The organism is Streptomyces sp. NPDC045678, assembly GCF_056432085.1.
In genome coordinates this window covers 428,865-450,435 of sequence record NZ_JBWKJS010000001.1, presented here as the reverse complement: position 1 = coordinate 450,435, position 21,571 = coordinate 428,865, and the positions used below count along the sequence as shown (strand labels likewise).

The following is a 21,571-nucleotide window of genomic DNA, read 5'->3' as shown; positions in this document are numbered from 1 at the left end:
AGGAGATGACCGCGTGCCCGGCACCAATCTGACCCGCGAAGAGGCGCAGCAGCGGGCGAAGCTGCTCACCGTTGACTCGTACGAGGTCGATCTCGACCTTTCCGGCGCGCAGGAAGGAGGCACCTACCGGTCCGTGACCACGGTGCGCTTCGACTCCGCGGAGGAGGGCGCGGAGACCTTCATCGACCTGGTGGCCCCCGCGGTCCACGAGGTCGTCCTGAACGGCCACGCCCTCGAGGTCGGCGCGGTGTTCCGCGACTCGCGCATCGCGCTGCGGCACCTGCGGGCCGGCACGAACGAGCTGAGGGTCGTCGCCGACTGCGACTACACCAACACCGGTGAGGGACTGCACCGCTTCGTCGACCCGGTCGACCAGCAGGCGTACCTGTACACGCAGTTCGAGGTGCCGGACGCGCGCCGCGTCTTCGCGTCCTTCGAGCAGCCCGACCTGAAGGCGACGTTCCAGTTCACCGTGAAGGCGCCGAGCGGCTGGACGGTGATCTCCAACTCGCCGACGCCGGAGCCGAAGGACGACATCTGGACGTTCGAGCCGACGCCCCGCATGTCCACGTACGTGACGGCGCTGATCGTCGGCCCGTACCACTCGGTCCACTCGTCGTACGAGGGTCCCGGCGGCCAGTCCGTGCCGCTCGGCATCTACTGCCGCCCCTCGCTCGCCGAGTTCCTCGACTCGGACGCGATCTTCGAGGTCACCCGGCAGGGCTTCGACTGGTTCCAGGAGAAGTTCGACTACGCGTACCCCTTCGCCAAGTACGACCAGCTCTTCGTGCCGGAGTTCAACGCGGGCGCGATGGAGAACGCGGGCGCGGTGACCATCCGCGACCAGTACGTGTTCCGTTCGAAGGTGACGGACGCGGCGTACGAGGTGCGGGCCGCGACGATCCTGCACGAGCTGGCCCACATGTGGTTCGGCGACCTCGTCACCATGGAGTGGTGGAACGACCTGTGGCTGAACGAGTCGTTCGCCACGTACGCCGAGGCCGCCTGCCAGGCGTACGCGCCGGGCTCGAAGTGGCCGCACTCGTGGACGACGTTCGCCAACTCCATGAAGACGTGGGCGTACCGCCAGGACCAGCTGCCGTCCACGCACCCGATCATGGCCGACATCCGTGACCTGGACGACGTCCTGGTCAACTTCGACGGCATCACGTACGCGAAGGGGGCGAGCGTCCTGAAGCAGCTCGTCGCCTACGTGGGCGAGGACGAGTTCTTCCAGGGCGTCCAGGCGTACTTCAAGCGGCACGCCTTCGGCAACACGCGCCTTTCCGACCTGCTCGGCGCGCTGGAGGAGACCAGCGGCCGCGACCTGAAGACCTGGTCGAAGAAGTGGCTGGAGACGGCGGGCATCAACGTCCTGCGGCCGGTCGTGGACGTCGACACGCGGGGCGTCATCACGTCCTTCGCCGTCAAGCAGGAGGCCCCGGCCCTCCCCGAGGGCGCCAAGGGCGAGCCCACGCTCCGCCCGCACCGCATCGCCATCGGCTTCTACGACCTCGACGACACGTCCGGCAAGCTGGTCCGCACGGACCGCGTGGAGCTCGACGTCGACGGCGAACTGACGGCCGTGGACGCGCTGGTGGGCAAGGCGCGCCCGGCGGTCATCCTCCTCAACGACGACGACCTGTCGTACGCGAAGGTCCGCCTGGACAGCGAGTCCCTGGCCTTCGTCACCGACCACATCGGCGACTTCGAGGCGTCGCTGCCGCGTGCGCTGTCGTGGGCGTCGGCGTGGGACATGACGCGCGACGCGGAACTCCCGACGCGCGAGTACCTCTCGCTGGTCCTCTCCGGCATCGGCAAGGAGTCCGACATCGGCGTCGTGCAGTCGCTGCACCGCCAGGTGAAGCTGGCGCTCGACCTGTACGCGGCGCCGGAGGGGCGGGACGCGGCGCTGGCGCGTTGGACCGAGGCGTCGCTGGAGCACCTGCGGGCCGCGGAGCCGGGCAGCGACCACCAGCTGGCCTGGGCCCGCGCGTTCGCCGCGACGGCCCGTACGGACGCCGACCTGGCGCTCCTGGAGGGGCTCCTCGACGGCTCGGAGTCCGTGGACGGCCTCGCCGTCGACACGGAGCTCCGGTGGGCGTTCGTGGCGCGGCTCGCGGCGACGGGCCGCCTCGACGAGGCGGGCATCGCGGCGGAGCTGGAGCGGGACAAGACGGCGGCGGGCGAGCGGCACGCGGCGTACGCGCGGGCCGCGCGGCCCACGGAGGAGGCGAAGGCGGCGGCGTGGGCCTCCGTCGTGGAGTCCGACTCCCTGCCGAACGCGATCCAGGAGGCGGTGATCGGCGGCTTCGTCCAGACCGACCAGCGTGAACTCCTCGCTCCCTACGCGGAGAAGTTCTTCTCCGCGGTCAAGGGGGCGTGGGACTCCCGCTCCCACGAGATGGCCCAGCAGATCGCCGTCGGGCTCTACCCGTCGCTGCAGATCTCCCGGGGGACACTGGACGCGACGGACGCGTGGCTCGCGTCGGCGGAGCCGGGTGCGGCGCTGCGGCGTCTGATCACGGAGTCGCGGGCGGGCGTCGAACGGGCCCTGCGGGCGCGTTCCGCCGACGCGTAGCCTCCCGGGGGGCGGCCCGCCTTGCCCTGGCCGGGCGGGCCCCGCCCCCCCTTGGCCCGCATTCCCCCGCGGGCCGGTGGGGGCTGTTCGCGCAGTTCCCCGCGCCCCTGACTGTCTCCGGCAGCCGAAGGCCGCCGGAGACAGTCCAGGGGCGCGGGGGGCACGTTTTAGGGGCGCGGGGAACTGCGCGAGCACCACGCACGGCCCGCAGCCAGAAGACGGGGGGAGCGTGTTTCAGGGGCGCGGGGAACTGCGCGAGCGACCACACACGACCCGCAGCTCGAAGACGGGGCGCGGGGGGCACGTTTTAGGGGCGCGGGGAACTGCGCGAACAGCCACACACGGACCGCAGGTGGAAGACGGCGGGGTCATGCGTCCCGGGTCGGGACCGCCTCCCGGAGGGAGGTGAGTACGCGGGAGAGCGCCGTGCCGGTTGCCGCTCCCCGCCGTACCGCGGCGATGACGTGACGCGTCGGGTGGTCCTCGGAGAGTTCCCGCATGACGACCCCGTCACGACGCGTCGCCGCCATGCGGGGAACCAGCGCCACCCCCATCCCCGCCTCCACCATCGCGAGGATCGACGTCCAGCCGGCCGCCGAGTGGGCCTGCGTCGGCGTGAAGCCGGCCGCTTCGCACGCCGCCCGGGTGATCTCGGACCAGGGGCCGCTCCCGCCGAAGATCCACGGCTCCCCCGCCAGGTCCGCGAGCCGCAGGCCCGGCGCGGACGCCAGGGCGTGGTCGCCGGGCAGCGCCACGTCCAGCGGGTCCGCGAGCAGGGACTCCCGGGTGAACCGCGTGTCCGCGTCCACCGCGGCCGGTGCCTGGACAGCCAGGGACAGGGCGATGTCGACCTCGCCCGCCGCGAGGAGTTCGTACGCCTGGGCGGCCTCGGTCTCCCGTACCCGGACGGAGATGCCGGGCGCCGCCTCCCGCAGCGCCCGCACCGCGGGTACGACCAGCGCGGGCACCGCGGTGGAGAACGCGCCGACCCGCACCTCCCCCGCCTCCCCCTGCGCGTACGCCGTCAACTCCGCGTCGGCCTTCTCCAGTTGGGCGAAGACCGCCTCCGCGTGCCGCAGCACCAGGTGCGCCGCGTCGGTGAGGCGCACCCGGCGCCCGTGCGCCTCCAGCAGCGGCACGCCGAGCTGCTTCGCGAGGTTGGACAGCTGCTGCGAGACCGCCGACGGCGTCATCCGCAGCGCCTGCGCCGCCGCCGTCACGGTCCCCCGCTCGCTCAACGTGCGCAGGATCTGCAGCTTCTTGATGTCCCACTCGCTCATGAGCCCAACGTACCGACTGGTCAGGAGCATCACTTCGCGCGGGCCGCGCCGAGCACGACCCCGCCCAGGATCAGCCCCATGCACAGCACCTGCAGCCACCCCATCGCCTCGCCGAGTACCGCGAAGGAGAGCAGGGCGACGCAGACGGGCTGGAGGTAGTAGACGACTCCGGCGCGGGCCGCGCCGATGATCGAGATCGCCTTGTTCCAGGCGAAGAAGGCGACGGCCGAGGACACCACTCCGACGTAGAGGAGGGGGGAGACCGTGCCGACGGTGGGCGTGAAGCCGCCCTGGAGCAGGTAGCTGGCCACGAAGACCGGGAGCAGCATCAGGGCGCCCAGCACGAACGTCGCGAACAGGAACGGCAGTCCTTCGATCTCCGCGGGCTTGCGCTTGAGCAGTGCGCTGTACGAGCCGAAGGAGAGTGCCGCCGCGATGATCCAGAGGTCGCCGACGGCGAAGTCCATGGTGAACGAGCCCTTGCCGACCAGGAGCAGGACGCCCGCGCAGGCGACGAGCATGCCGGTGACGCGCCGCGTGCCGAGCCTGGCGCCGCCGAGGCGTTCGTAGACGGCCATCAGGACCGGCGACGCGGCCATGATCATGCCCATGTTGCCCGCGGTGGTCGTCATGCCGGCCTGGTTCACCAGGGTGTTGTAGACGGTGACGCCCAGCAGGGACGCCACGAGCAGGAACGTGAGGTGCTCGCGCAGCACGTTCCGCTGCCGCCACGTCTGACGTGCCGCGAACGGCGCGACCGCGGCGATGGCGATGATCCAGCGCCAGAACGCGTGCTGGACGGGCGGCACGGTGTCGTGCAGGGCACGGGAGGTGACGAAGCTGCCCGACCAGACGACCGTGGCGAGGGCCGCGAGGGCGAGGCCGACGCCGATGGGCCGGGCGGCCGCCCTGGCGTCCGCCGCTGTGTGGGTGGGGGTCCGGTCGAGGACTGCCACGGTGTATCCCTTGCCTCCCTCCCCGCCTCGGCGGGGATGTCTCGGTGCGGTGCGGGACCACCGTGACACCCCTCAACCCATCAGGTCCATCGAATCTTTCAGCCGGATCTTTGAAGTAGAAGTGAATAATCCTTCAGGAGACGCCCTGCTCCCTCAGCGCCACGGCCACCGCCTCCGCGTCCGCGTCCTCGGCGGCCCACGCCACGTATCCGTCGGGCCTGACCAGGAGCGTCGTGCGGCGGGCGCCGCGCCACCGGGCCGGGACCGCGCGACCTGCCGCGTGCCCCGCGCCCTCCGGGGAGACGAGCACGAACGCGCCCGCGCGCAGGGCTTCGTAGAGCCGCCCTTCCTTGAGCGCGAGGTCAGGGGCCCGGCGCCCGACGAGCCGGTGGGCACCCTTCGGTGACCGGTACGCGATCCCGACGCCGGTGACCTGGCCCGCCGCCTTGGCCCGCACCGCGGGTACGCGGTTGACGAAGGCGGCGAGCGCGGCGCGGGCCGCGCGCGTCCACGGACGCTTGGCCATCGCGAGCCTGACGAGCCCGCCACTGCTGCGCAACGCCGCCTTGCCGACCGGATGCCGCTCGGATTCGTAGGTGTCCAGGAGGCTGTCCACGAGTCCCTGCGGGGCGCGGCCGTGGACCGCGGCGGCCAGTTTCCAGCTCAGGTTCGCGGCGTCCTGAAGGCCGGTGTTCATGCCCTGGCCGCCGGCCGGTGAGTGGACGTGCGCGGCGTCCCCGGCGAGGAAGACGCGGCCCACGCGATAGGCGGGCGCCTGCCGTTCGTCACTGTGGAAGCGGGACATCCAGCGGGCGTCGTGCATCCCGAAGTCGCGGCCGAGCGCCTGCCGGACGATGTCCTTGACCTCGTCGAGGCCGAGCGGCGCGCTGTCGGGGACGTCGCGCGAGCGGTCCCAGCCGATGACGCGGTGGTAGCCGTCGGCGAAGGGTGCGACGAAGGCGAAGGCGTCGCCGACGGCGTTGACGGTGAGCAGCGTCTCCGGGGGCTCTGCGAGCCTGACGTCGGCGAGGACCAGCGAGCGGATGACGGACCTGCCGGGGAAGGGCAGTCCGACCGCCTCGCGCACGGCGCTGCGCAGGCCGTCGGTGCCGACGGCGTAGGCGGCGCGCAGTGTGCCCGGCTCGTCGCCCGGGCCGCGGACCCGGAGCGTCACGCCGTCCGCGTCCTGGGTGAGTCCGGCCACCTCGGTCTCGTACGCGAAGCGCACGCCGGCGTCGACCGCGCGCCGCTCCAGGACGCGCTCGACCTCATACTGCGGGAGGACGAGAAGGTGCCGGAAGCGGGACGGCAGCCGCGAGAGGTCCAGCGAGAGCCGGTCGAAGAGGCGGAGCCTGTCGAGCGGCTCCCCCTCGGCCTCCAGCTCGTCGGCGAGGCCCCGCGCGTCCAGCTGCTCCAGGGTGCGGGCGTGCAGGACCATCGCGCGGGAGAGGTTGCTGATGCCGGGCGCCCGCTTCTCCACGAGGGTGACGGGGACGCCCGCGGCGGCGAGATCCCCGGCGAGCAGCAGTCCGGTGGGGCCGGCCCCGACCACCACGACGGTGCCGGGTCCTTCGGGGGGATTCGCGTTCTTCTTCGTGTCGCCGGTCGTGCCGTTCATGGCCGCCTCCTGATGCCAACACGTATGGGTCAACGCTTGTTGGTCAACGCTTGTTGGCCAACGTACGACTGCGCCCATGGACTGTCAACGCTTGTTGGCCAACGATTGTTGGCATAGGTTGCCGACATGACGGAAACGACCCCGGCGGCCCGCCGCTCCGACGCCACCCGCGCCGGCATCCTCTCCGCGGCCCGCGAGCGCTTCGCCGCGGACGGGTACGAGCGTGCGACGATCCGCGCCATCGCCAAGGACGCCCGTATCGACCCGTCGATGGTGATGCGCTACTACGGCAACAAGGAGGGGCTCTTCGCCGCCGCGACCTCGGTCGACCTGCGCCTGCCGGACTTCACCCGGGTGCCGAGGGCGGACGTGGGGAGGGTGCTCGTGACGCACTTCCTCACCGTCTGGGAAGGCGACGAGGTGCTCACCGCGCTGCTCCGGGTGGGCATCACCAATGAGGCGGGGGCGGAGCGCATGCGGGCCGTCTTCGGCGAGCAACTGCTGCCGGTGGCACGTGAGGTCTGCCCCGACCCGGCCGAGGCGCCGACGCGGGCGGCGCTCTGCGCGGCGCAGGTGCTCGGCCTCGCCATGACGCGGTACGTACTGCGGTTCCCGCCGTCGGCGGCGCTGACGCGGGAGGAGATCACGGACTGGCTGGCGCCGACGCTCCAGCGCTATCTGACGGCCGAACGGCCCTGATCAGGAAGCACGTCGAGGGCGCCCTCCGACGACGTCCGTACGTGGTACGGGTTCCGTACGCGGTACGGGAGTACGTCGTCGAGGGGCGCCCTCGGCGCGCATACCGAAGCTTCGGGTCAGCCCTGCTTCTGCTGCTTCCGGGACTTGTCGCCGACCATCACGAGGCCCGCGATCACCAGGAACAGCACGATGGGCGCGGCGACGTACAGGCCGAGCGTGTCGATGACGCTCAGGCCGGGGCCCGGGTCGTCACCGTCGTCGCGCGCCGCGAACGCGGGGGACGACATGAGCAGCATCATCAGCGTCGTGCCGGAGGCCAGGGCGCCGGCGCGCAGTGCGTTCTTCTTGTCCACGGTGCCAACGTAGCGAACTCCTAAACGGGGTGCGCGCCCGGGGGTGCCGTACGGGCGCCTTCACCCCGGAACACCGCCATGAGGGCGTGCAGTCGCGGAGAGGCCGCGAGGTCCTCGAGGGTGACGGGGCGTCCGGTGGCGTCGGCGACGGGCAGCCGCCAGTTGGGGTACTGGTCCCAGGTGCCGGGAAGGTTCTGCGGGCGGCGGTCGCCGACGGCGTCGGGGAGCCAGATGCCGATCATGCGGGCCGGGGTGGCGAGCAGGAAGCGGTGCACGGCGCGGATCTCGTCCTCCTCGCCGCCGATGCCGTCCGGCAGCATCCCGAGCCGGGCGAGCACCCCCAGCCATTCGTGCACGTCCGCGGCGGCCTCCGCCCGCTCCTGTGCCAGCGGCCGGGTCAGGAGGCCGAGGTCGTGGCGGAGTTGCACGTGCTCGCCGGTGAGGCGGGCGGCGGTCGGGGGCAGGTCGTGCGTGGTGGCGGTGGCCACGCAGTCGGCGCGCCAGGCGTCGGCGGGGAGCGGGCGTCCTGTGCCCTCCCAGTCCCGTTCGAACCAGAGCACGGAGGTGCCGAGCACGCCGTGCTCGCGCAGCGTCTCGCGGACGCCGGGCTCGACGGTGCCGAGGTCCTCGCCGATGACGAGGGCGTCGGCGCGGTGTGCCTCCAGGACGAGGACGGCGAGCATCGCCTCGGCGTCGTAGTGGACGTACGTCCCCTCGGTGGGCTCGCGGCCCTCGGGGATCCACCACAGCCGGAACAGGCCCATGACGTGGTCGATGCGGAGCGCGCCCGCGTTGCGGAGCAGGCCCCGCAGGAGGGCGCGGTACGGGGCGTAGCCGGACTCGGCGAGACGGTCGGGGCGCCAGGGCGGCAGGCCCCAGTCCTGGCCGCGCGCGTTGAAGGCGTCCGGCGGGGCGCCGACGGACATGTGCGGGGCGAAGTGCCGCTGCTGGGCCCAGGCGTCGGCGCCGCCGGGGTGCACGCCGACGGCGAGGTCGTGCACGAGGCCGATGTCCATGCCCGCTTCCCGCGCGGTGCGCTGGGCGGCGGCCAGCTGGGTGTCCGTGAGCCAGGCGAGGCGGCAGTGGAAGTCGACGCGGTCCATCGCCTCGCGGCGGGCGCGGGCGGTGCCGGGCGAGGCCGGGTCGCGCAGGGCGGCCGGCCAGGAGTGCCAGTCGGGGCCGTGGACCTCGGCGAGGGCGTTCCAGGTGGCGTGATCCTCCAGGGCGGTGCCCTGCTCGGCGAGGAAGGCGTTGTACGCGGCGCTGCGGCCGGGGCCGAGGGGCACCTCGTGGAGCAGCAGTTCGAGAGCTTCGCTCTTGAGGGCCCAGACCGCGTCGCGGTCGATGAGGGCGCCCTGCCGCAGCACGGAGTCCCGCAGCAGCCCGGCTTTCCGGCCCAGCTCGTCGACCCGCGCACGGGCCTCCCCCACGAGGTACGCGTACTCGGGGACCTCTTCAACTCGCAGGTGCACGGGGTCGGGGAAGCGGCGGGAGGAGGGCCGGTACGGGGAGGGGTCGCCGCCAGGACCCTCCGGCGGGCTCGGCACGGCGGCGTGCAACGGATTGACCTGCACGAAGCCGGCCCCCAGGATGCGCCCGGCCCACCCGGACAGCTCGGCGAGGTCACCGAGGTCCCCCATGCCCCAGGACCGCCGGGAGAGCATCGAGTAAAGCTGCACGAGCATCCCGTGCACCCGCCGCCCCGGCGTCTTCACACGCCGCGGAGCAACGATGAGCCACACGCTCTCCCCGCGCCGGGGCGGGGGCGGGGCGGAGGCGGGGACGGGGGCAGAGCCGGGGGTGGGTGGGGCGGCGGAGCTGGGCGTGGGGCCTGGGCCGGGCGTGGCGGCGGGGCCGGGGCCGGGGCCGGGGCCGGGGCCGGGCATGGTGGCGGAACCGGGCGTGGCGGCAGAACCAGGCGCGGGACCGAGACCGGGCATGGCGCCGGAACCGGGGCCGCGCGTGGCGTCGGAACCGGGCGTGGCGTCGGGGCCGGGCATGGCGGCGGAACCGGGTGTGGGGCCGGAGCCGGGCACGGACGCGGGGGTAGGTGGTGGGGGTTGGGTGTGGAGTCGGTGGATGCCTGGGGGGAGGGTCTCGGGGAGCGCGTCCGTGGGGGCCTCCCACTCGACCGCACCGCCGTCCTCCTCCAGTTCCACCCGCACCCGCGTCCCCGGCGGCAGCGCCGCGAGGGGCGGGGGCAGAGGTCCGTCCGTCCACGCCACCACGGTCGGTGGCAGCGGACGGGCGGCCCGCTCCGCCTCGCGCGCCGTCAGCGACGCCCGGACCGCCTGCGGGGTGCTCGCGTCCACACCCAGCGCGGCCAGGGCGGCGATCACCGCGGTGTCGGTGGCGGGGACGGTGCGCCCCGGAGACGGGGAGTAGGAGGTGGCCACGCCGTACGAAGCGGCCAGCCGGGAAAGGGGCATCAGACCCCCATGAAGTCCAGGCCCGATGCCGTGCCGGTGGAGGTCGGCTCGCTGGTCAGCGGGGCGGCGTCGGTGAGGGGCGGCTCGCTGGTCAGCGGCGCCGCGTCGGCGAGCGGGGGCTCGCTGGTGAGGGGCGGCTCGATGCAGCCGCAGGAGCAGGAGCCGTCGAGGCCCGAGTCGGGGTGGGAGACCTGTTTGGAGAGCGCGGACAGCAGAAGATTTGCGGAAGCGGCCACGTGGGAGCTCCTTTTCAGGGGGCAGGTCTCGGCAGCCCTACCCAGTGCGCGGGCGCGCAGACGTATACGTTGCCACAACGTGACCCTGGTCACACCCCTTTCCCCATACGGAAGTTGTTCCACCGGGGCCGAGCCCGCCCCGGAAGATCGGGCTCCAGCACCGCGGCCGCCGGGAAGATGTCCGCACCGACGGAACCGGGCACGGGGTTGCCGTGGGCCCGACAAGGGGCCGTCAAGGGGCCTGCCCCAGGCCCGTCGTGGGCATGCCGTGATGGCCCCGCAGAAGCGTCCCCTACCCCCTCCACCCCCCGAATCGCGCAGGTTCCGCGAAGAATCCCCCGCGCGACACCCGCCCCCGTTGACACTCCCGCCACCTCAGTGGTGGGCTCACTGGCACATGTGACGCAAGGGGCCACAAGGGCCCCGGGGGCAGAGACAGGGGCAGGAGCCGTGCAGTTGCGGCGCAGGAAGGGCGCGGCCGCCGTCGCGGTCGCCGTGATCGCGGGCGCACTCGGCAGCGCACCCGGCGCCCACGCGGCCCCGGGCGCCCCCAGCAGGCCCGGCACCCCCGTCACCCCCGTCACCCTCCCGGACGATGACACCACGGCGAGCGCTTCCCGCCTGCCGTCGGTCTGGCCGCGCCCCCAGTCGATGACCGCCTCGGGCACCGCCGTCACGATCGGCGACGAGGTCGTCCTCGTCGTCCCCCGCGGCGACCACGACCCGTACGCCCTGAAGGCCCTCCGCGACCACCTCCACGACACCGGCGCCCGGCGCGTCACCGAGGTGCGCGACGGCGACCCGTTGCCCGCGGGCAACGCCCTCGTCGTACGGGCCGGAGGCGCCGGCGCCGACCGGGCGCTGCGCTCCCTGGGGGTCCGCGAGCGCGGCGACCTGCCGAGGGGCGGGTACCGGCTCGCCGTCGGACGCGTCGAAGGACGGGACACCGTCGCCCTCGAAGGCACCGGCGAGGACGGCCTCTTCCACGGCGTGCAGACCTTGCGACAGCTCACCGGCTCCCCGGCCTCCCGCACCGTCCCCGGCGTACGGATCCGCGACTGGCCGGGCACCGCCGTGCGCGGCCTCACCGAGGGGTTCTACGGCACGCCCTGGACCCGTGAGCAGCGCCTGGCCCAGCTCGACTTCATGGGCCGCACCAAGCAGAACCGGTACCTCTACGCCCCCGGCGACGACCCGTACCGCCAGGCCCGCTGGCGCGAGCCCTACCCCGCGGACCAGCGCGCCGACTTCCGCGCCCTGGCGAAGCGGGCCGAGGCCAACCACGTCACGCTCGCCTGGGCCGTCTCGCCCGGACAGGCCATGTGCCTGTCGTCCGACCGGGACGTCAGGGACCTCACCCGCAAGATCGACGCGATGTGGGCGCTCGGCGTGCGCGCCTTCCAGCTGCAGTTCCAGAACGTCAGCTACAGCGAGTGGCACTGCGAGCAGGACGCCGGGACGTTCGGGTCCGGCCCACAGGCCGCGGCGAAGGCGCAGGCCCGGGTCGCCGACGCGGTCGCCGCGCATCTGGCCGCGCGCCACCCCGGTGCCGGGCCGCTCTCCCTGATGCCGACGGAGTACTTCCAGGACGGGGCGACGGAGTACCGCACGGCTCTCTCGAGGGCCCTCGACCGCCGGGTCGAGGTGGCGTGGACCGGTGTCGGCGTCGTCCCGCGCACCATCACGGGGCGCGAGATCGCGGGCGCCCGCGAGGCGTTCGGCCCGCACCCGCTGGTCACGATGGACAACTATCCCGTCAACGACTTCGCGCAGGACCGCATCTTCCTCGGCCCCTACACCGGCCGCGAGCCCGCCGTCGCCACTGGCTCGGCCGCCCTCCTCGGCAACGCCATGGAGCAGCCCTCCGCCTCCCGCATCCCTCTCTTCACGGCCGCCGACTACGCCTGGAACCCGCGCGCCTACCGCCCCCACGAGTCCTGGCTCGCCGCCATCGACGACCTCGCGGGCGGCGACGCGAAGGCGCGGGGCGCGCTGCGGGCCCTCGCGGGCAACGACGCGTCGTCCGTGCTCGGCGCCGACGAGTCCGCGTACCTGCGGCCGCTCATGGACGGCTTCTGGGACGCCCGTACGACGACGGACCGGGTGCGCAACGAGCGCGCCGCGAAGGCGCTGCGCGCCGCCTTCACCGTGATGCGGGAGGCCCCGCGGCGCCTGGCCGACAGCGAGCTCGGCGGCGAAGTGCGCCCCTGGATCCAGCAGTTGGCGCGCTACGGCGAGGCGGGCGAGACGGCCGTCGACCTGCTGGCCGCGCAGTCCGCCGGTGACGGTGCGGCCGCCTGGCGGGGCTCGCGCGCCCTGACGAAGCTCCAGAGGGAGCTGAAGGGGAGCGGCGTCACCGTCGGCGAGGGCGTCCTCGACCCGTTCCTCGCACGGACGCAGAAGGCGTACGCGGCCTGGGCTGGGACGGACGGGAAGCGGGCCACCTCGCACGGCGCGACGGCCCGCTTCGGCCGCGAGCGCACGCTCGCCGCGGTGACGGCGCTGACCGACCCCGGCACCGAGGGCACGGTGGAGGCGCACGTTCCGGGCGAGGGCTGGCAGCGGGTCGGCGCTCTCGCACGGAGCGGCTTCACCGAACTGGACCTCACGAAGAGGCGCGGAGGATCGCGGCACGCCGACGCGGTCCGGGCCACGGTCGCCGACGGCTCGGACGGCACCGTCCGCCACCTCGTCCCCTGGTTCGCCGACACCCCCGACGCCCGCCTGTCGCTGTCCCGCGCCGAGGCCGACGCGGAGATCGGCGGAGGCCCGCTGCGGATCTCGGCGGAGCTGCGTTCGCTGCGTCCCGGCGACGTCAGCGGCGCGCTCCGCGCGAAGGCCCCGAAGGGCATCGAGGTGAGGGTCCCCGACCGGTCGACGCTGCCGCGCGGTACGGAGGTCGACGTGCCGGTCGACGTCACGGTCCCGGCGGGCACGCGCGCGGGAACGTACGACGTCCCCCTGACCTTCGGCGACGAGACCCGCGTGCTCTCCGTCCGCGCGTTCCCGCGGACGGCGGGGCCCGACCTGGCGCGCGGCGCGAAGGCGTCGTCGTCGGGCGACGAGACGAAGGACTTCCCGGCGTCGGCGGCGGTCGACGGCGATCCGGGGACCCGCTGGTCGTCGCCGGCCGAGGACGGCGCGTGGTGGCAGGCGGAGCTCGCGGAGCCGGTACGGCTCGGGCAGGTCGTGCTGCGCTGGCAGGACGCGTACGCGGCGGGCTACCGCGTGCAGACGTCGGCCGACGGCAGGACCTGGCGCACGGCGGCGACCGTGCGGGACGGCGGGGGCGGCCGCGAGTCGGTCCGCATGGACGCGCGCGACACCCGCTTCATCCGCGTGCGGGGCGACGAGCGGGCCACGCGCTTCGGCTACTCGCTCTGGTCCGTGGAGGCGTACGCGGTCGCCGAGAGGTAGCGACCGCCACGCGTCCGCCGTACGTGTGACTTCACGTACGACACCGTACGTACGTACAACAAAGGCCCGGATCGTCGTCAGGCAGAAATGCCGTCGATCCGGGCCATCGCGTCGTCCGCGCCGAACGGCTGCAAGTACGGCAGCCAGCGCGGATCCCTATGTCCGGTCCCGATGATGCGCCACGCGAGGCCCGAGGGCGGCGCGGGCTTGTGCCTCAGCCGCCAGCCGAGCTCCATGAGGTGCCGGTCGGCCTTGACGTGGTTGCAGCGGCGGCAGGAAGCCACCACGTTGTCCCAGGCGTGCTGGCCGCCTCGGCTCTTCGGAATGACGTGGTCGACGCTGGTTGCGACGCCACCGCAGTACATGCACCGGCCGCCGTCGCGGGCGAACAGCGCCCGCCGTGTCAGCGGGACGGGCCCTCGGTAGGGGACCCGGACGAACCGCTTGAGGCGGACCACGCTGGGTGCGGGGACGGTGCGCGTTGCGCTGTGCATGAAGGCGCCGGATTCCTCGAGGCAGAGAGCCTTGTTCTCCAGGACGAGGACGAGCGCGCGGCGGAGCGGTACGACGCCGAGGGGCTCGTACGACGCGTTGAGGACCAGGACATGCGGCACGGATGCCTCCTATTACGCCGGCGGCGCGTGGCTCGCGCCGGGACGATCTGCTGCCAGTCTCCCCTCATGCCTGGTCGTAGCGCCAGCATGTCCCCGTAACGGCCTTGAAGTGTTTTCGACCACAGGGGGCGCGGCACGGGGGCGGCAATCGGCTCTGCCTGGTTCTTCCCCAGGTGAGCACCGTCTCTCCCTCGAACATCACAACGTTCCACACACAATGCCCCGTTAGTGTGGTGAGTCTGCCCGGTTCCCCCGGTTCCGCTTCGATGGCGGTCCTTCGTTCGCCGGGCAGGCCGCGATACCTGGAGGTACCTGCCGTGTTCTTGTCCGTCCTGTCGGCAGCCGGAACGGACCCGGACGACCCGCAGAAGTCCAAGCCGCCGACGCTCGAGGACGCTCAGGAGAGCGCCACGAACGCGGCGAGCTGGGTCGAGCAGAACTGGTCCACGTGGCTCGGCATCGGTCTGCGCATCGTGCTGATCGTCGCGATAGCCGTCGTCCTGCGCGTCCTGGTGCGCCGCGCCATCACCAAGCTCATAGACCGCATGAACCGCACGGCGCAGGCCGTGGACGGCACCGCGCTCGGCGGGCTCCTGGTGAACGTGGAGCGCCGCCGTCAGCGTTCGCAGGCGATCGGCTCGGTCCTGCGCTCGGTGGCCTCGTTCCTGATCCTCGGCACGGCCGGGCTCATGGTCCTCGGCACGTTCGAGATCAACCTGGCGCCGCTGCTCGCCTCCGCGGGTGTGGCGGGCGTCGCGATCGGCTTCGGCGCGCGCAACCTCGTCACCGACTTCCTGTCCGGCGTCTTCATGATCCTGGAGGACCAGTACGGCGTCGGCGACTCGATCGACGCGGGCGTGGCTTCGGGCGAGGTCATAGAGGTCGGCCTGCGCGTCACGAAGCTGCGCGGCGACAACGGCGAGATCTGGTACGTCCGCAACGGCGAGGTCAAGCGCATCGGCAACCTCTCCCAGGGCTGGTCCACGGCGGGTGTCGACGTGACGGTCCGCCCGGACGAGGACCTGGAGAAGGTGAAGGCGACGCTGGCGGAGGTCGGCGAGGCCATCGCGAAGGACGAGCCGTGGAACGAGCGGCTGTGGGGCCCGGTGGAGACCCTGGGCCTGGACAGCGTCCTCCTCGACTCGATGGTGGTCCGCGTCTCCGCGAAGACGATGCCGGGCAAGTCCCTGGGCGTGGAGCGGGAGCTGCGCTGGCGCATCAAGCGGGCGTTCGACGAGGCGGGCATCCGCATCGTGGGCGGCCTGCCGCTCGCGGTGCAGGAGGACGCCGCGGACCCGTCGGCGGGCATGGCGGCGCCGTCCGCGTACGCGTCGGCGACGTCTCCGCAGTCGTTGGCCGCGTCCCCGATACCTCCGCCGCCGCCGAACCTTTCGAAGTAGGCACGGGGTCCCCCCGGCCTCCTCTGTCAGAACCAGTGGAGGCAGTGCGGGTCGCGCTCGGTGCGGAAGAGGGCGTCGGCCCGGGCGGCCGCGTCCGGGTGGTGGGCCCGGACGTGTCCGGCGCGCACGAGCGTGCTCGGGGCGGTCCCGCCGAGGTAGAGCGAGCCGAGGTCGCGTACGTCGAGCGACAGGTCGGGCTCTTGGTCCGTCGGCACGCAGTCGCCCTTCCCGTCCCGGACGGTCAGCGCATAACGCTCCTGCCTGTTCGCGCGCCCACGCCCGTGCCCGTGCCCGTGCTCGTGCTCGTGCTCGTGCTCGGAGAGGAACGGGTCCTCGACGTCCAGGACGAGCTCGCCGTCCGCACCCCAGCCGCGCGCGGTCAGAGCACGCGGTACGTCGAGGAGGCGCACCCAGAGCCAGTCGGTGTCCTCGCTCACCTCACCGGCGCGGAAGTCCGCGAGCTGCCACCGCAGCGGATGGTCGGGCGGCACGTGCTTGAACACGACCCGGGAGACCAGGTCGTGTCCGAGCACGAAGCGGGCCAGGGCGGTGAAGACGGCGTCGTCGTGGGCGATGGCCTCGTCAACGGTCAGGACCTGGCCACCGCCGGGCTCGCCGGACTCGCCGGGCTCGCCGAGTGAGTAGCTTGCGTATCCGTCCGGGACGCCGTCGGCGTCGCGGTGGACGGCGACGTAGCGTGGCGCGGGCGAGATCGGGGGCTGTCCGGCGCGCCGTTCCCACCAGCGGTGGGGCCGGGACAGGGCGCCGGGCCGGGCGCGGCGGTACCGGTCGTAGACGTCTTCGAGGATGTCTCCGCAGGCGTCGCGGCGCAGTACGTCGACGGAGCCGCCGTCGGCCGTGACGGCGTTCCGCGCCGCGCGGGGCTCGGCGAGGGGGGCGGCGTGGGGCACGGTGAGACGGGTCGTACGGGTGGCGGGGCCGTATCCGAACCTGCCGTAGATCGTGGCCTCGGAGGCGAGCAGCACGGACAGGATCTCCCCGCTGTCCCGCATCCCGGTGAGCTGATGCCGCATCATCGCGCTGAGCACGCCCCGGCGCCGGTGCGTGGGCAGCACGCCGACGGCCGTCACGCCGGGGGCGGGGACGAGGGCGCCGCCGGGGAGGGTGAGCTCGAAGGAGTGCGCGGCGGCGGTCCCGACGGGCCGCCCGTCCTCGGCCAGCGCGAGCAGCCCCCGCCCCATCTCGAGCGCCGACCACCAGAGCCCGCCGCCGTCGACCGGAGTTTCCGGGAACCTCCCGAACGCGGCGTGGACGGTGTCGACGAAGACTTCGAGGTCGTCGTCGGTGGTGGTGCGGATCTCCATGGGCGCGACAGCTTCCTCGTACAGGGACATGTGTCCGCCTAGAGTGCAGGAACCCCCTGTGGCCAGGGCAAACGATTTACGGCCGACGTGCCCGCCGGCCCTCGTGGTCCATCGCGCTGTCGCTGTTCCGGTGACTCTTACGGCGCTCAAAGTGGTTGATCAGCTGATTGACAAGAGCAATCAACAGTGTTGCCAGCAGCGCCGGAAGCCAGGGGTGTTCGACGTGGAGCCCGGGTGTGAAGTGTTCCACGAGCAATGCCCCCAGAAAATTCGTCGCCGCGGAGATCGCCAGGTCCGCACCGCGTCCGGCCCTGCCGGACCTAGCTGTCAGGCGCAGTGCGAGACGTACAGGGACGGCGAATACAACCGCGAGCAGGCCACAGGGCAGGGACAGCGCGACTGCCCAGAAGAGAGAGCTGACGCTGTCAACCTCGATCACGTTACTGGAGAGGAAGGCGACAACCAGGACGCCTGCCAGCATCACCATGACCAGGCCGGCGAGGACGCCGATCCCGAGGGCCGTCATGCCGAGGGCGGCAGACACCTTCTCAGGTCTGGACAGGGAGGCCCAGGTGGGTTCGTCACTGGGCGGCTGGGACTCCACGGTGCGTCTCCTTCAGTCTCAGAGAGCGATCAGCGGGTTCGCATGTGCGAGGTTCTTGGCGCGCGTTGAGTCGTCCAGGTCATCGAATATTCCGTAATGGCGCGGCGGTTGGCGTCGGGTTCACTGGCCGGTTCACTCGCCGGTTCATCGCCGGTTCACTCGCCGGTTCGCTGGCGGGGTAAAGCCTATGCAGGGATTCCGCACAGTTCGAGACGGAATTTACGATATGGCGACAGGGGTTCCCTTCCACCCTCGGGGCGCCCGGCTCGGGGCGAGCGGGTCCGCGTCCTCCGCGGTCAAGATCTCCCGAGTCACGGGTCTGTCCCAGTGAGGCGCGCGAGAGCGCGGGCGCCGAGTGGTCGCGGGAACCATCGCTCCCGACCCCCGCCGCCCGGCCTCACCCCCGTACGACGGCCCCCGTCCGGGGCCCAACTCCCCCACCCGGCTCCCCCGCCGCACGGCGATGCGTGTAACAGGGGTGTATTGGCGCGGAGTTGTCTGGAACGGGTGTGCGGTCGTGTCCGGTCCTGGTGTTCAGAAACGTTCACCTACTGACGTCTGCCGGAGCGGCCGGCGCCCCATCCGATCCTGAGGGACAAACAATGCGCGTTCGCAAGCTCACCTTCGTGGCCCTGGCCGTCGCCGCCGGCCTCTCGCTGACGGCCTGCAACGACGACGACGTCACGGGCCGGGGCGACACGTCGTCCGCGGCCTCCGAGTCCTCCTCGGGCAGCGATGGTTCGGGGTCGGGCGGCACGGAGTCGGACTCCGCCGGGAAGGATGGCGGGCAGAGCGCGGACGCCGGATCCGGCTCCGGCTCCGGCTCCGGCTCCGGTGCGAACGGCAAGGCGGGCAAGTGCCGTACCGACGACCTGGACATCACCGCTCAGGACGGCACCGTCGGCGGCGACACCGAGGGCACCGTGGCCGTGACGTTCAAGAACGGTGGCAGTGACTGCGCCCTGAACGGCTATGCGGGTGTCGATCTGAAGACCAGCGCGGGCGATCTGTCCGCCAAGCGCAGCGGCGGTGCGTCCGACCCGATGGTCCTCAAGGCCGGCGAGTCCGTGTCCTTCGGCGTCACCTACCCGGTGAACGACTCCGGCGGCTCCGGCGTCAAGGTCAGCGCCCTCGTCGTGACCCCTCCCGGCGAGACCAAGTCGGTCAGCGTGGAGTGGCCGGGCGCCGGCTCGCTGCCCGTCACGGAGGGCGGCGGCACCCCGGTCAAGGTCGGCCCGATGGGCAGCGCCGGTCAGGGTGGCGCGAGCTGAACCGCACGACTTCGGTCGGGCGGTGACGTTGATGGTTGCCGGGGCCGCCCGGTGTTTTGCGGAGTGTGGCGGTTCCGGGCCGGGAGTAAAGGGCGCTCCCTGCGGTCGCGTCGGCTGCGCCGATTCCGCTGCGCTCCACCCTTGACTCCCGTCCCTGCACCGCACGTGAACCTTGACCCGGACGGCCAGGGGTGGGGGCGACGGGGGCCGCTGGGTGGGTCATTCCCTTTCGTTGCCGGGTGCGGACCGGTCCAACGTGGGTGGCCGCCACGGTTCGCGGCCTCGCCAGCTGCGCGGCGTCGCTGCTCGGGTCATCGGCTCGCGTTGCCGGGTGCGGCCCGTCCCAACGTGAGTCGCCCTCACGGTTCGGGGTGGGTCATCGGCTCTCGTTGCCAGGTGCGGGCCGGTCCGACGTGGGCGGGGGTGAGGGTCGGTCTGCCGAACGGTTCGGGCCGTCCCCTCCGGCACCTACTTTCGGAAAGTTGCGAATGGACTCACCGCGCGCCCCCCTCGGTAGGCCGAATGCGCCCCCCGGCATGCGGGCTTGCCCGCCCGGCTCGGGTGTACGGACCGGGATCATTGCGTGCCCGGGCGCTGTGGGCGTGGCCGCTCTCGATTCGCGTACTGAGAGGGGGCGTCCGAGAACTCAGCGGGTCGCCCACGCCTCAGTGGGGAGGAAGCTCACGGGGGCGTTCATGGCGTCGGCGGGGAGGAACACCGGCCGCGTGAGCAGCCGGTCACCCGCCCGCTGTACGCAGACCACCATGCCGAGGCTCACGGACCCGGGTTCACCGAGGTGCGCGTAGAACAGCTCCGAGAAGGGCTCACGGATCTCGGAGCGGTCGACGATCCACTGTTCGAGGTCCGAGGGCACGCGGCCCACCAACGCCGTTCCGTCCGCGAAGACTTGAGGGCCTCTGAGGGCATCGACCGCGATGCCCCGCAACCGCTCCTCCAAGCCGTAGTAGAGCGTCAGCCCGAGGCCCCAGCACTCCCCTTTGACCGTGCCGTACCGGTCCTGCGACAGAGCCGCACGCGTGTGGTGCTGGGGACTCCGCGCGATGCCGCCGAGTGCGGCGGTGACGTCGTCGGGCCGCATCCGAAGCGCAGCGGGCCCACGCTTTCGAACGGTTCCAGCGCCCATCGCCGCCGCGCGCTGTCCGGCAACACGTCCCACACACCCCACCGGTCGTACATCCGCTTGCTCCTTCTTTCAGACGTCAGGGGGTGGGGGCGGAGTCAGAGGGGGAGCGGCGGCGTTTGCGGGCGGCGGCCACCAGGCCCGCGCCCAGCGCGATCGACGCACCGCCGATGCCGAGCGTCCAGCTCGACGCGGCGTCGCTGCCGGTCGCGGCGAGCGAGGCATCGGTTCGGGCGTCCGATTCGGTCGCGGTGTTCGTGCCGGGAGCGGTATGCGTGCCCGGTGCGGCGTTCCTGCCAGGTGCGGTGTTCGTGCCGGGGCCGGTGGTCGGGGTGCGGTCCGCGGCCGGTGCGGAGGTGGCGTTCCCGGGCGTGGGAGCGGGGAGGGTTGCCGTGCCCCCATCGTGTTCACCGGGAGGGGCGTCCTCGTCCTGGCCCTCGGTACCCTCGCCACCGCCTGCGGGATCCTGTTCCTCGCCCTGGCCGTCGTCGCCGGGCCGCTCGCCCTCGCCTTGGCCGCCCTCGCCGGGCTCTTCGCCGCCTTCGTCGGGGGCCACGATCTCCGAGGAGACCCAGTAGGCGGGGTCGGACTGGACGGCACCCTTGCAGTCGGTGACCACCGGGCCCAGGTAGAACACGGTGAGCGGGGCGTTCTTACCGGCGCGGGCCCGGACGGGGATGGTGGTGGTGCCCGTAGGGAACGACAGGCCCTCCAGCAGAAGGAGGTCCATGTCGCTCATCTCGGGGTCACTGTCGAGTTGTGCGTCATGCCATGCGCCGTCGAACCAGGCCTGGACCTGAACATCGCCTTGGGACACGGGGAGTACATCGGTGTTGACGGCCAGGTCCAGCTCCCAACCAACCAGCTCTCCGCCCGAGTTCACGATGACGACAGTGAATTCATGCCAGTCGCCACCCACCTCGAAAGTGGCCGGGACTCCCTCCAGCGTGAGCCTCGGGGGTTCAACGGCACGACTCTCCGGCGCCCGGGAATCCTGGGGGACCTGGGGGACCTGGGGGACCTGGGGCGCTTGAGACGCTTCGGGTGCATCAGGTGCCTGGGGTGCTTCAAGTGCTTGCGGTGATTGGGGTGCTTGGGGCTCTTCAGGAGCGGTAGTCGGGGCCTTGGGCGCAGGAGCATCGGTCGGAGACGGGTCGGCCGGCGCCTCGTCCCGCTCCGCCAGGTCGTCCGACAGGCCCTGCCCCGGTTCCTCCCGCAGGCCCTCCCTCGGCTCCCCCGACAGTTCCTCCCGCGCCTCCTCCTCCGCCGGATCCGCGTCCGGCGCCGTCACAGCCGCGGCGGAAGACTCGCTCGCCGCCGCGGGTGCGGCCCCCAGGGCCGTCGGGGCCGCTGCCGCGACGACAGCTATCGCGGCCATGCGCATCAGTTTCACTACGTCGTCCCTTGCGTGCCGTGGGTGGTGCCGGGCTTCAGCCTCCAAGCCCCCGGCACGCCGGAGTAGAGGTGGCCGACTAATGGGGCCATAAGCGGTATCTATAAGTACGCACCCCTCGCACCTCTCCGCCCGATACGCGCCGACCGAACTGCACCCCCTGCAACGCCCGCCCCCTGCACATAACGACTTGGTTGCCGGGGTGGCGTCCGCTATTGACGCCTCATTCACGCCAGCCGTACGGTCCTCACGAA

The 21,571-nt window shown here is 72.5% G+C and carries 16 protein-coding genes; 5 read left to right on the top strand and 11 right to left on the bottom strand.

Going from position 1 to position 21,571, the window contains the following annotated elements:
- Positions 1 to 13: 13 nt before the first annotated feature.
- Positions 14 to 2,581, top strand: a complete 2,568-nt coding sequence (gene pepN / locus AC07DO_RS01955) for an aminopeptidase N (protein WP_479056344.1) — start codon at positions 14 to 16, stop codon at positions 2,579 to 2,581.
- Between the two features lie 368 nt (positions 2,582 to 2,949).
- Here pepN and AC07DO_RS01950 read toward each other — a convergent pair whose 3' ends face one another.
- The 3 genes from AC07DO_RS01950 to AC07DO_RS01940 all read right to left on the bottom strand — a co-directional run bounded on the left by AC07DO_RS01950 (position 2,950) and on the right by AC07DO_RS01940 (position 6,435).
- Positions 2,950 to 3,861 carry a LysR family transcriptional regulator gene (locus AC07DO_RS01950; protein ID WP_479056343.1) on the bottom strand — a complete coding sequence of 304 codons (912 nt, stop codon included), beginning with the start codon at positions 3,859 to 3,861 and terminating at the stop codon, positions 2,950 to 2,952.
- 29 nt (positions 3,862 to 3,890) lie between these two features.
- The gene (locus tag AC07DO_RS01945) at positions 3,891 to 4,817 is read right to left on the bottom strand and encodes a DMT family transporter (RefSeq protein ID WP_479056342.1); all 927 of its coding nucleotides are present in this window, start codon (positions 4,815 to 4,817) and stop codon (positions 3,891 to 3,893) included.
- 133 nt (positions 4,818 to 4,950) lie between these two features.
- On the bottom strand, positions 4,951 to 6,435 hold the full coding sequence (locus tag AC07DO_RS01940; RefSeq protein ID WP_479056341.1) for an FAD-dependent monooxygenase: 1,485 nt from the start codon (positions 6,433 to 6,435) through the stop codon (positions 4,951 to 4,953).
- A 126-nt stretch (positions 6,436 to 6,561) separates the two neighbouring features.
- Here AC07DO_RS01940 and AC07DO_RS01935 point away from each other — a divergent pair, with 126 nt between their 5' ends.
- Positions 6,562 to 7,134 carry a TetR/AcrR family transcriptional regulator gene (locus tag AC07DO_RS01935; RefSeq protein ID WP_479056340.1) on the top strand — a complete coding sequence of 191 codons (573 nt, stop codon included), beginning with the start codon at positions 6,562 to 6,564 and terminating at the stop codon, positions 7,132 to 7,134.
- A 116-nt stretch (positions 7,135 to 7,250) separates the two neighbouring features.
- On the opposite strand, the gene AC07DO_RS01930 is transcribed toward AC07DO_RS01935, so the two are convergent.
- From AC07DO_RS01930 to AC07DO_RS01920, 3 genes are read right to left on the bottom strand one after another with little or no spacing between them, the layout of a single operon-like run.
- Positions 7,251 to 7,487 (bottom strand): hypothetical protein, encoded by a 237-nt coding sequence (locus AC07DO_RS01930; RefSeq protein ID WP_055569298.1) that lies wholly within the window; start codon positions 7,485 to 7,487, stop codon positions 7,251 to 7,253.
- A gap of 20 nt (positions 7,488 to 7,507) precedes the next feature.
- Complete coding sequence (gene malQ / locus AC07DO_RS01925) at positions 7,508 to 9,916, bottom strand: 4-alpha-glucanotransferase (RefSeq protein WP_479056339.1); 2,409 nt, start codon at positions 9,914 to 9,916, stop codon at positions 7,508 to 7,510.
- The gene (locus AC07DO_RS01920; RefSeq protein WP_479056338.1) at positions 9,916 to 10,152 is read right to left on the bottom strand and encodes a hypothetical protein; all 237 of its coding nucleotides are present in this window, start codon (positions 10,150 to 10,152) and stop codon (positions 9,916 to 9,918) included. Before AC07DO_RS01920 ends, malQ begins: the two co-directional genes overlap by 1 nt.
- Before the next feature lie 450 nt (positions 10,153 to 10,602).
- Here AC07DO_RS01920 and AC07DO_RS01915 point away from each other — a divergent pair, with 450 nt between their 5' ends.
- Positions 10,603 to 13,569 (top strand): beta-N-acetylglucosaminidase domain-containing protein, encoded by a 2,967-nt coding sequence (locus AC07DO_RS01915; protein WP_479056337.1) that lies wholly within the window; start codon positions 10,603 to 10,605, stop codon positions 13,567 to 13,569.
- Positions 13,570 to 13,646: 77 nt separating this feature from the next.
- Here AC07DO_RS01915 and AC07DO_RS01910 read toward each other — a convergent pair whose 3' ends face one another.
- Positions 13,647 to 14,183 carry an HNH endonuclease gene (locus AC07DO_RS01910; RefSeq protein ID WP_150184145.1) on the bottom strand — a complete coding sequence of 179 codons (537 nt, stop codon included), beginning with the start codon at positions 14,181 to 14,183 and terminating at the stop codon, positions 13,647 to 13,649.
- Positions 14,184 to 14,449: 266 nt separating this feature from the next.
- Here AC07DO_RS01910 and AC07DO_RS01905 point away from each other — a divergent pair, with 266 nt between their 5' ends.
- Positions 14,450 to 15,583 carry a mechanosensitive ion channel family protein gene (locus AC07DO_RS01905; RefSeq protein ID WP_479056335.1) on the top strand — a complete coding sequence of 378 codons (1,134 nt, stop codon included), beginning with the start codon at positions 14,450 to 14,452 and terminating at the stop codon, positions 15,581 to 15,583.
- Positions 15,584 to 15,609: 26 nt separating this feature from the next.
- Here the strand turns inward: AC07DO_RS01905 and AC07DO_RS01900 are convergent, their stop codons facing one another.
- Positions 15,610 to 16,908 carry a GNAT family N-acetyltransferase gene (locus tag AC07DO_RS01900; protein WP_479057496.1) on the bottom strand — a complete coding sequence of 433 codons (1,299 nt, stop codon included), beginning with the start codon at positions 16,906 to 16,908 and terminating at the stop codon, positions 15,610 to 15,612.
- Between the two features lie 76 nt (positions 16,909 to 16,984).
- Positions 16,985 to 17,512: a hypothetical protein gene (locus AC07DO_RS01895; RefSeq protein ID WP_479056334.1), complete on the bottom strand. Its 528-nt coding sequence runs from the start codon at positions 17,510 to 17,512 to the stop codon at positions 16,985 to 16,987.
- Positions 17,513 to 18,114: 602 nt separating this feature from the next.
- Here AC07DO_RS01895 and AC07DO_RS01890 point away from each other — a divergent pair.
- Positions 18,115 to 18,783, top strand: a complete 669-nt coding sequence (locus AC07DO_RS01890; protein WP_479056333.1) for a DUF4232 domain-containing protein — start codon at positions 18,115 to 18,117, stop codon at positions 18,781 to 18,783.
- Between the two features lie 646 nt (positions 18,784 to 19,429).
- Here AC07DO_RS01890 and AC07DO_RS01885 read toward each other — a convergent pair.
- Positions 19,430 to 19,882, bottom strand: a complete 453-nt coding sequence (locus AC07DO_RS01885; protein ID WP_479056332.1) for a hypothetical protein — start codon at positions 19,880 to 19,882, stop codon at positions 19,430 to 19,432.
- A 121-nt stretch (positions 19,883 to 20,003) separates the two neighbouring features.
- Complete coding sequence (locus AC07DO_RS01880) at positions 20,004 to 20,807, bottom strand: LPXTG cell wall anchor domain-containing protein (protein WP_479056331.1); 804 nt, start codon at positions 20,805 to 20,807, stop codon at positions 20,004 to 20,006.
- Between the last annotated feature and the right edge of the window lie 764 nt (positions 20,808 to 21,571).

What these genes read in the sequence shown, in the direction of transcription:
- AC07DO_RS01950 (WP_479056343.1), bottom strand. Translation starts at nt 3,861, where the DNA reads ATGAGCGAGTGGGACATCAAGAAGCTGCAGATCCTGCGCACGTTGAGC.
- AC07DO_RS01940 (WP_479056341.1), bottom strand. Translation starts at nt 6,435, where the DNA reads ATGAACGGCACGACCGGCGACACGAAGAAGAACGCGAATCCCCCCGAA.
- AC07DO_RS01935 (WP_479056340.1), top strand. Translation starts at nt 6,562, where the DNA reads ATGACGGAAACGACCCCGGCGGCCCGCCGCTCCGACGCCACCCGCGCC.
- malQ (WP_479056339.1), bottom strand. Translation starts at nt 9,916, where the DNA reads ATGCCCCTTTCCCGGCTGGCCGCTTCGTACGGCGTGGCCACCTCCTAC.
- AC07DO_RS01905 (WP_479056335.1), top strand. Translation starts at nt 14,450, where the DNA reads ATGGCGGTCCTTCGTTCGCCGGGCAGGCCGCGATACCTGGAGGTACCT.
- AC07DO_RS01900 (WP_479057496.1), bottom strand. Translation starts at nt 16,908, where the DNA reads ATGGAGATCCGCACCACCACCGACGACGACCTCGAAGTCTTCGTCGAC.
- AC07DO_RS01890 (WP_479056333.1), top strand. Translation starts at nt 18,115, where the DNA reads ATGCGCGTTCGCAAGCTCACCTTCGTGGCCCTGGCCGTCGCCGCCGGC.
- AC07DO_RS01885 (WP_479056332.1), bottom strand. Translation starts at nt 19,882, where the DNA reads ATGCGGCCCGACGACGTCACCGCCGCACTCGGCGGCATCGCGCGGAGT.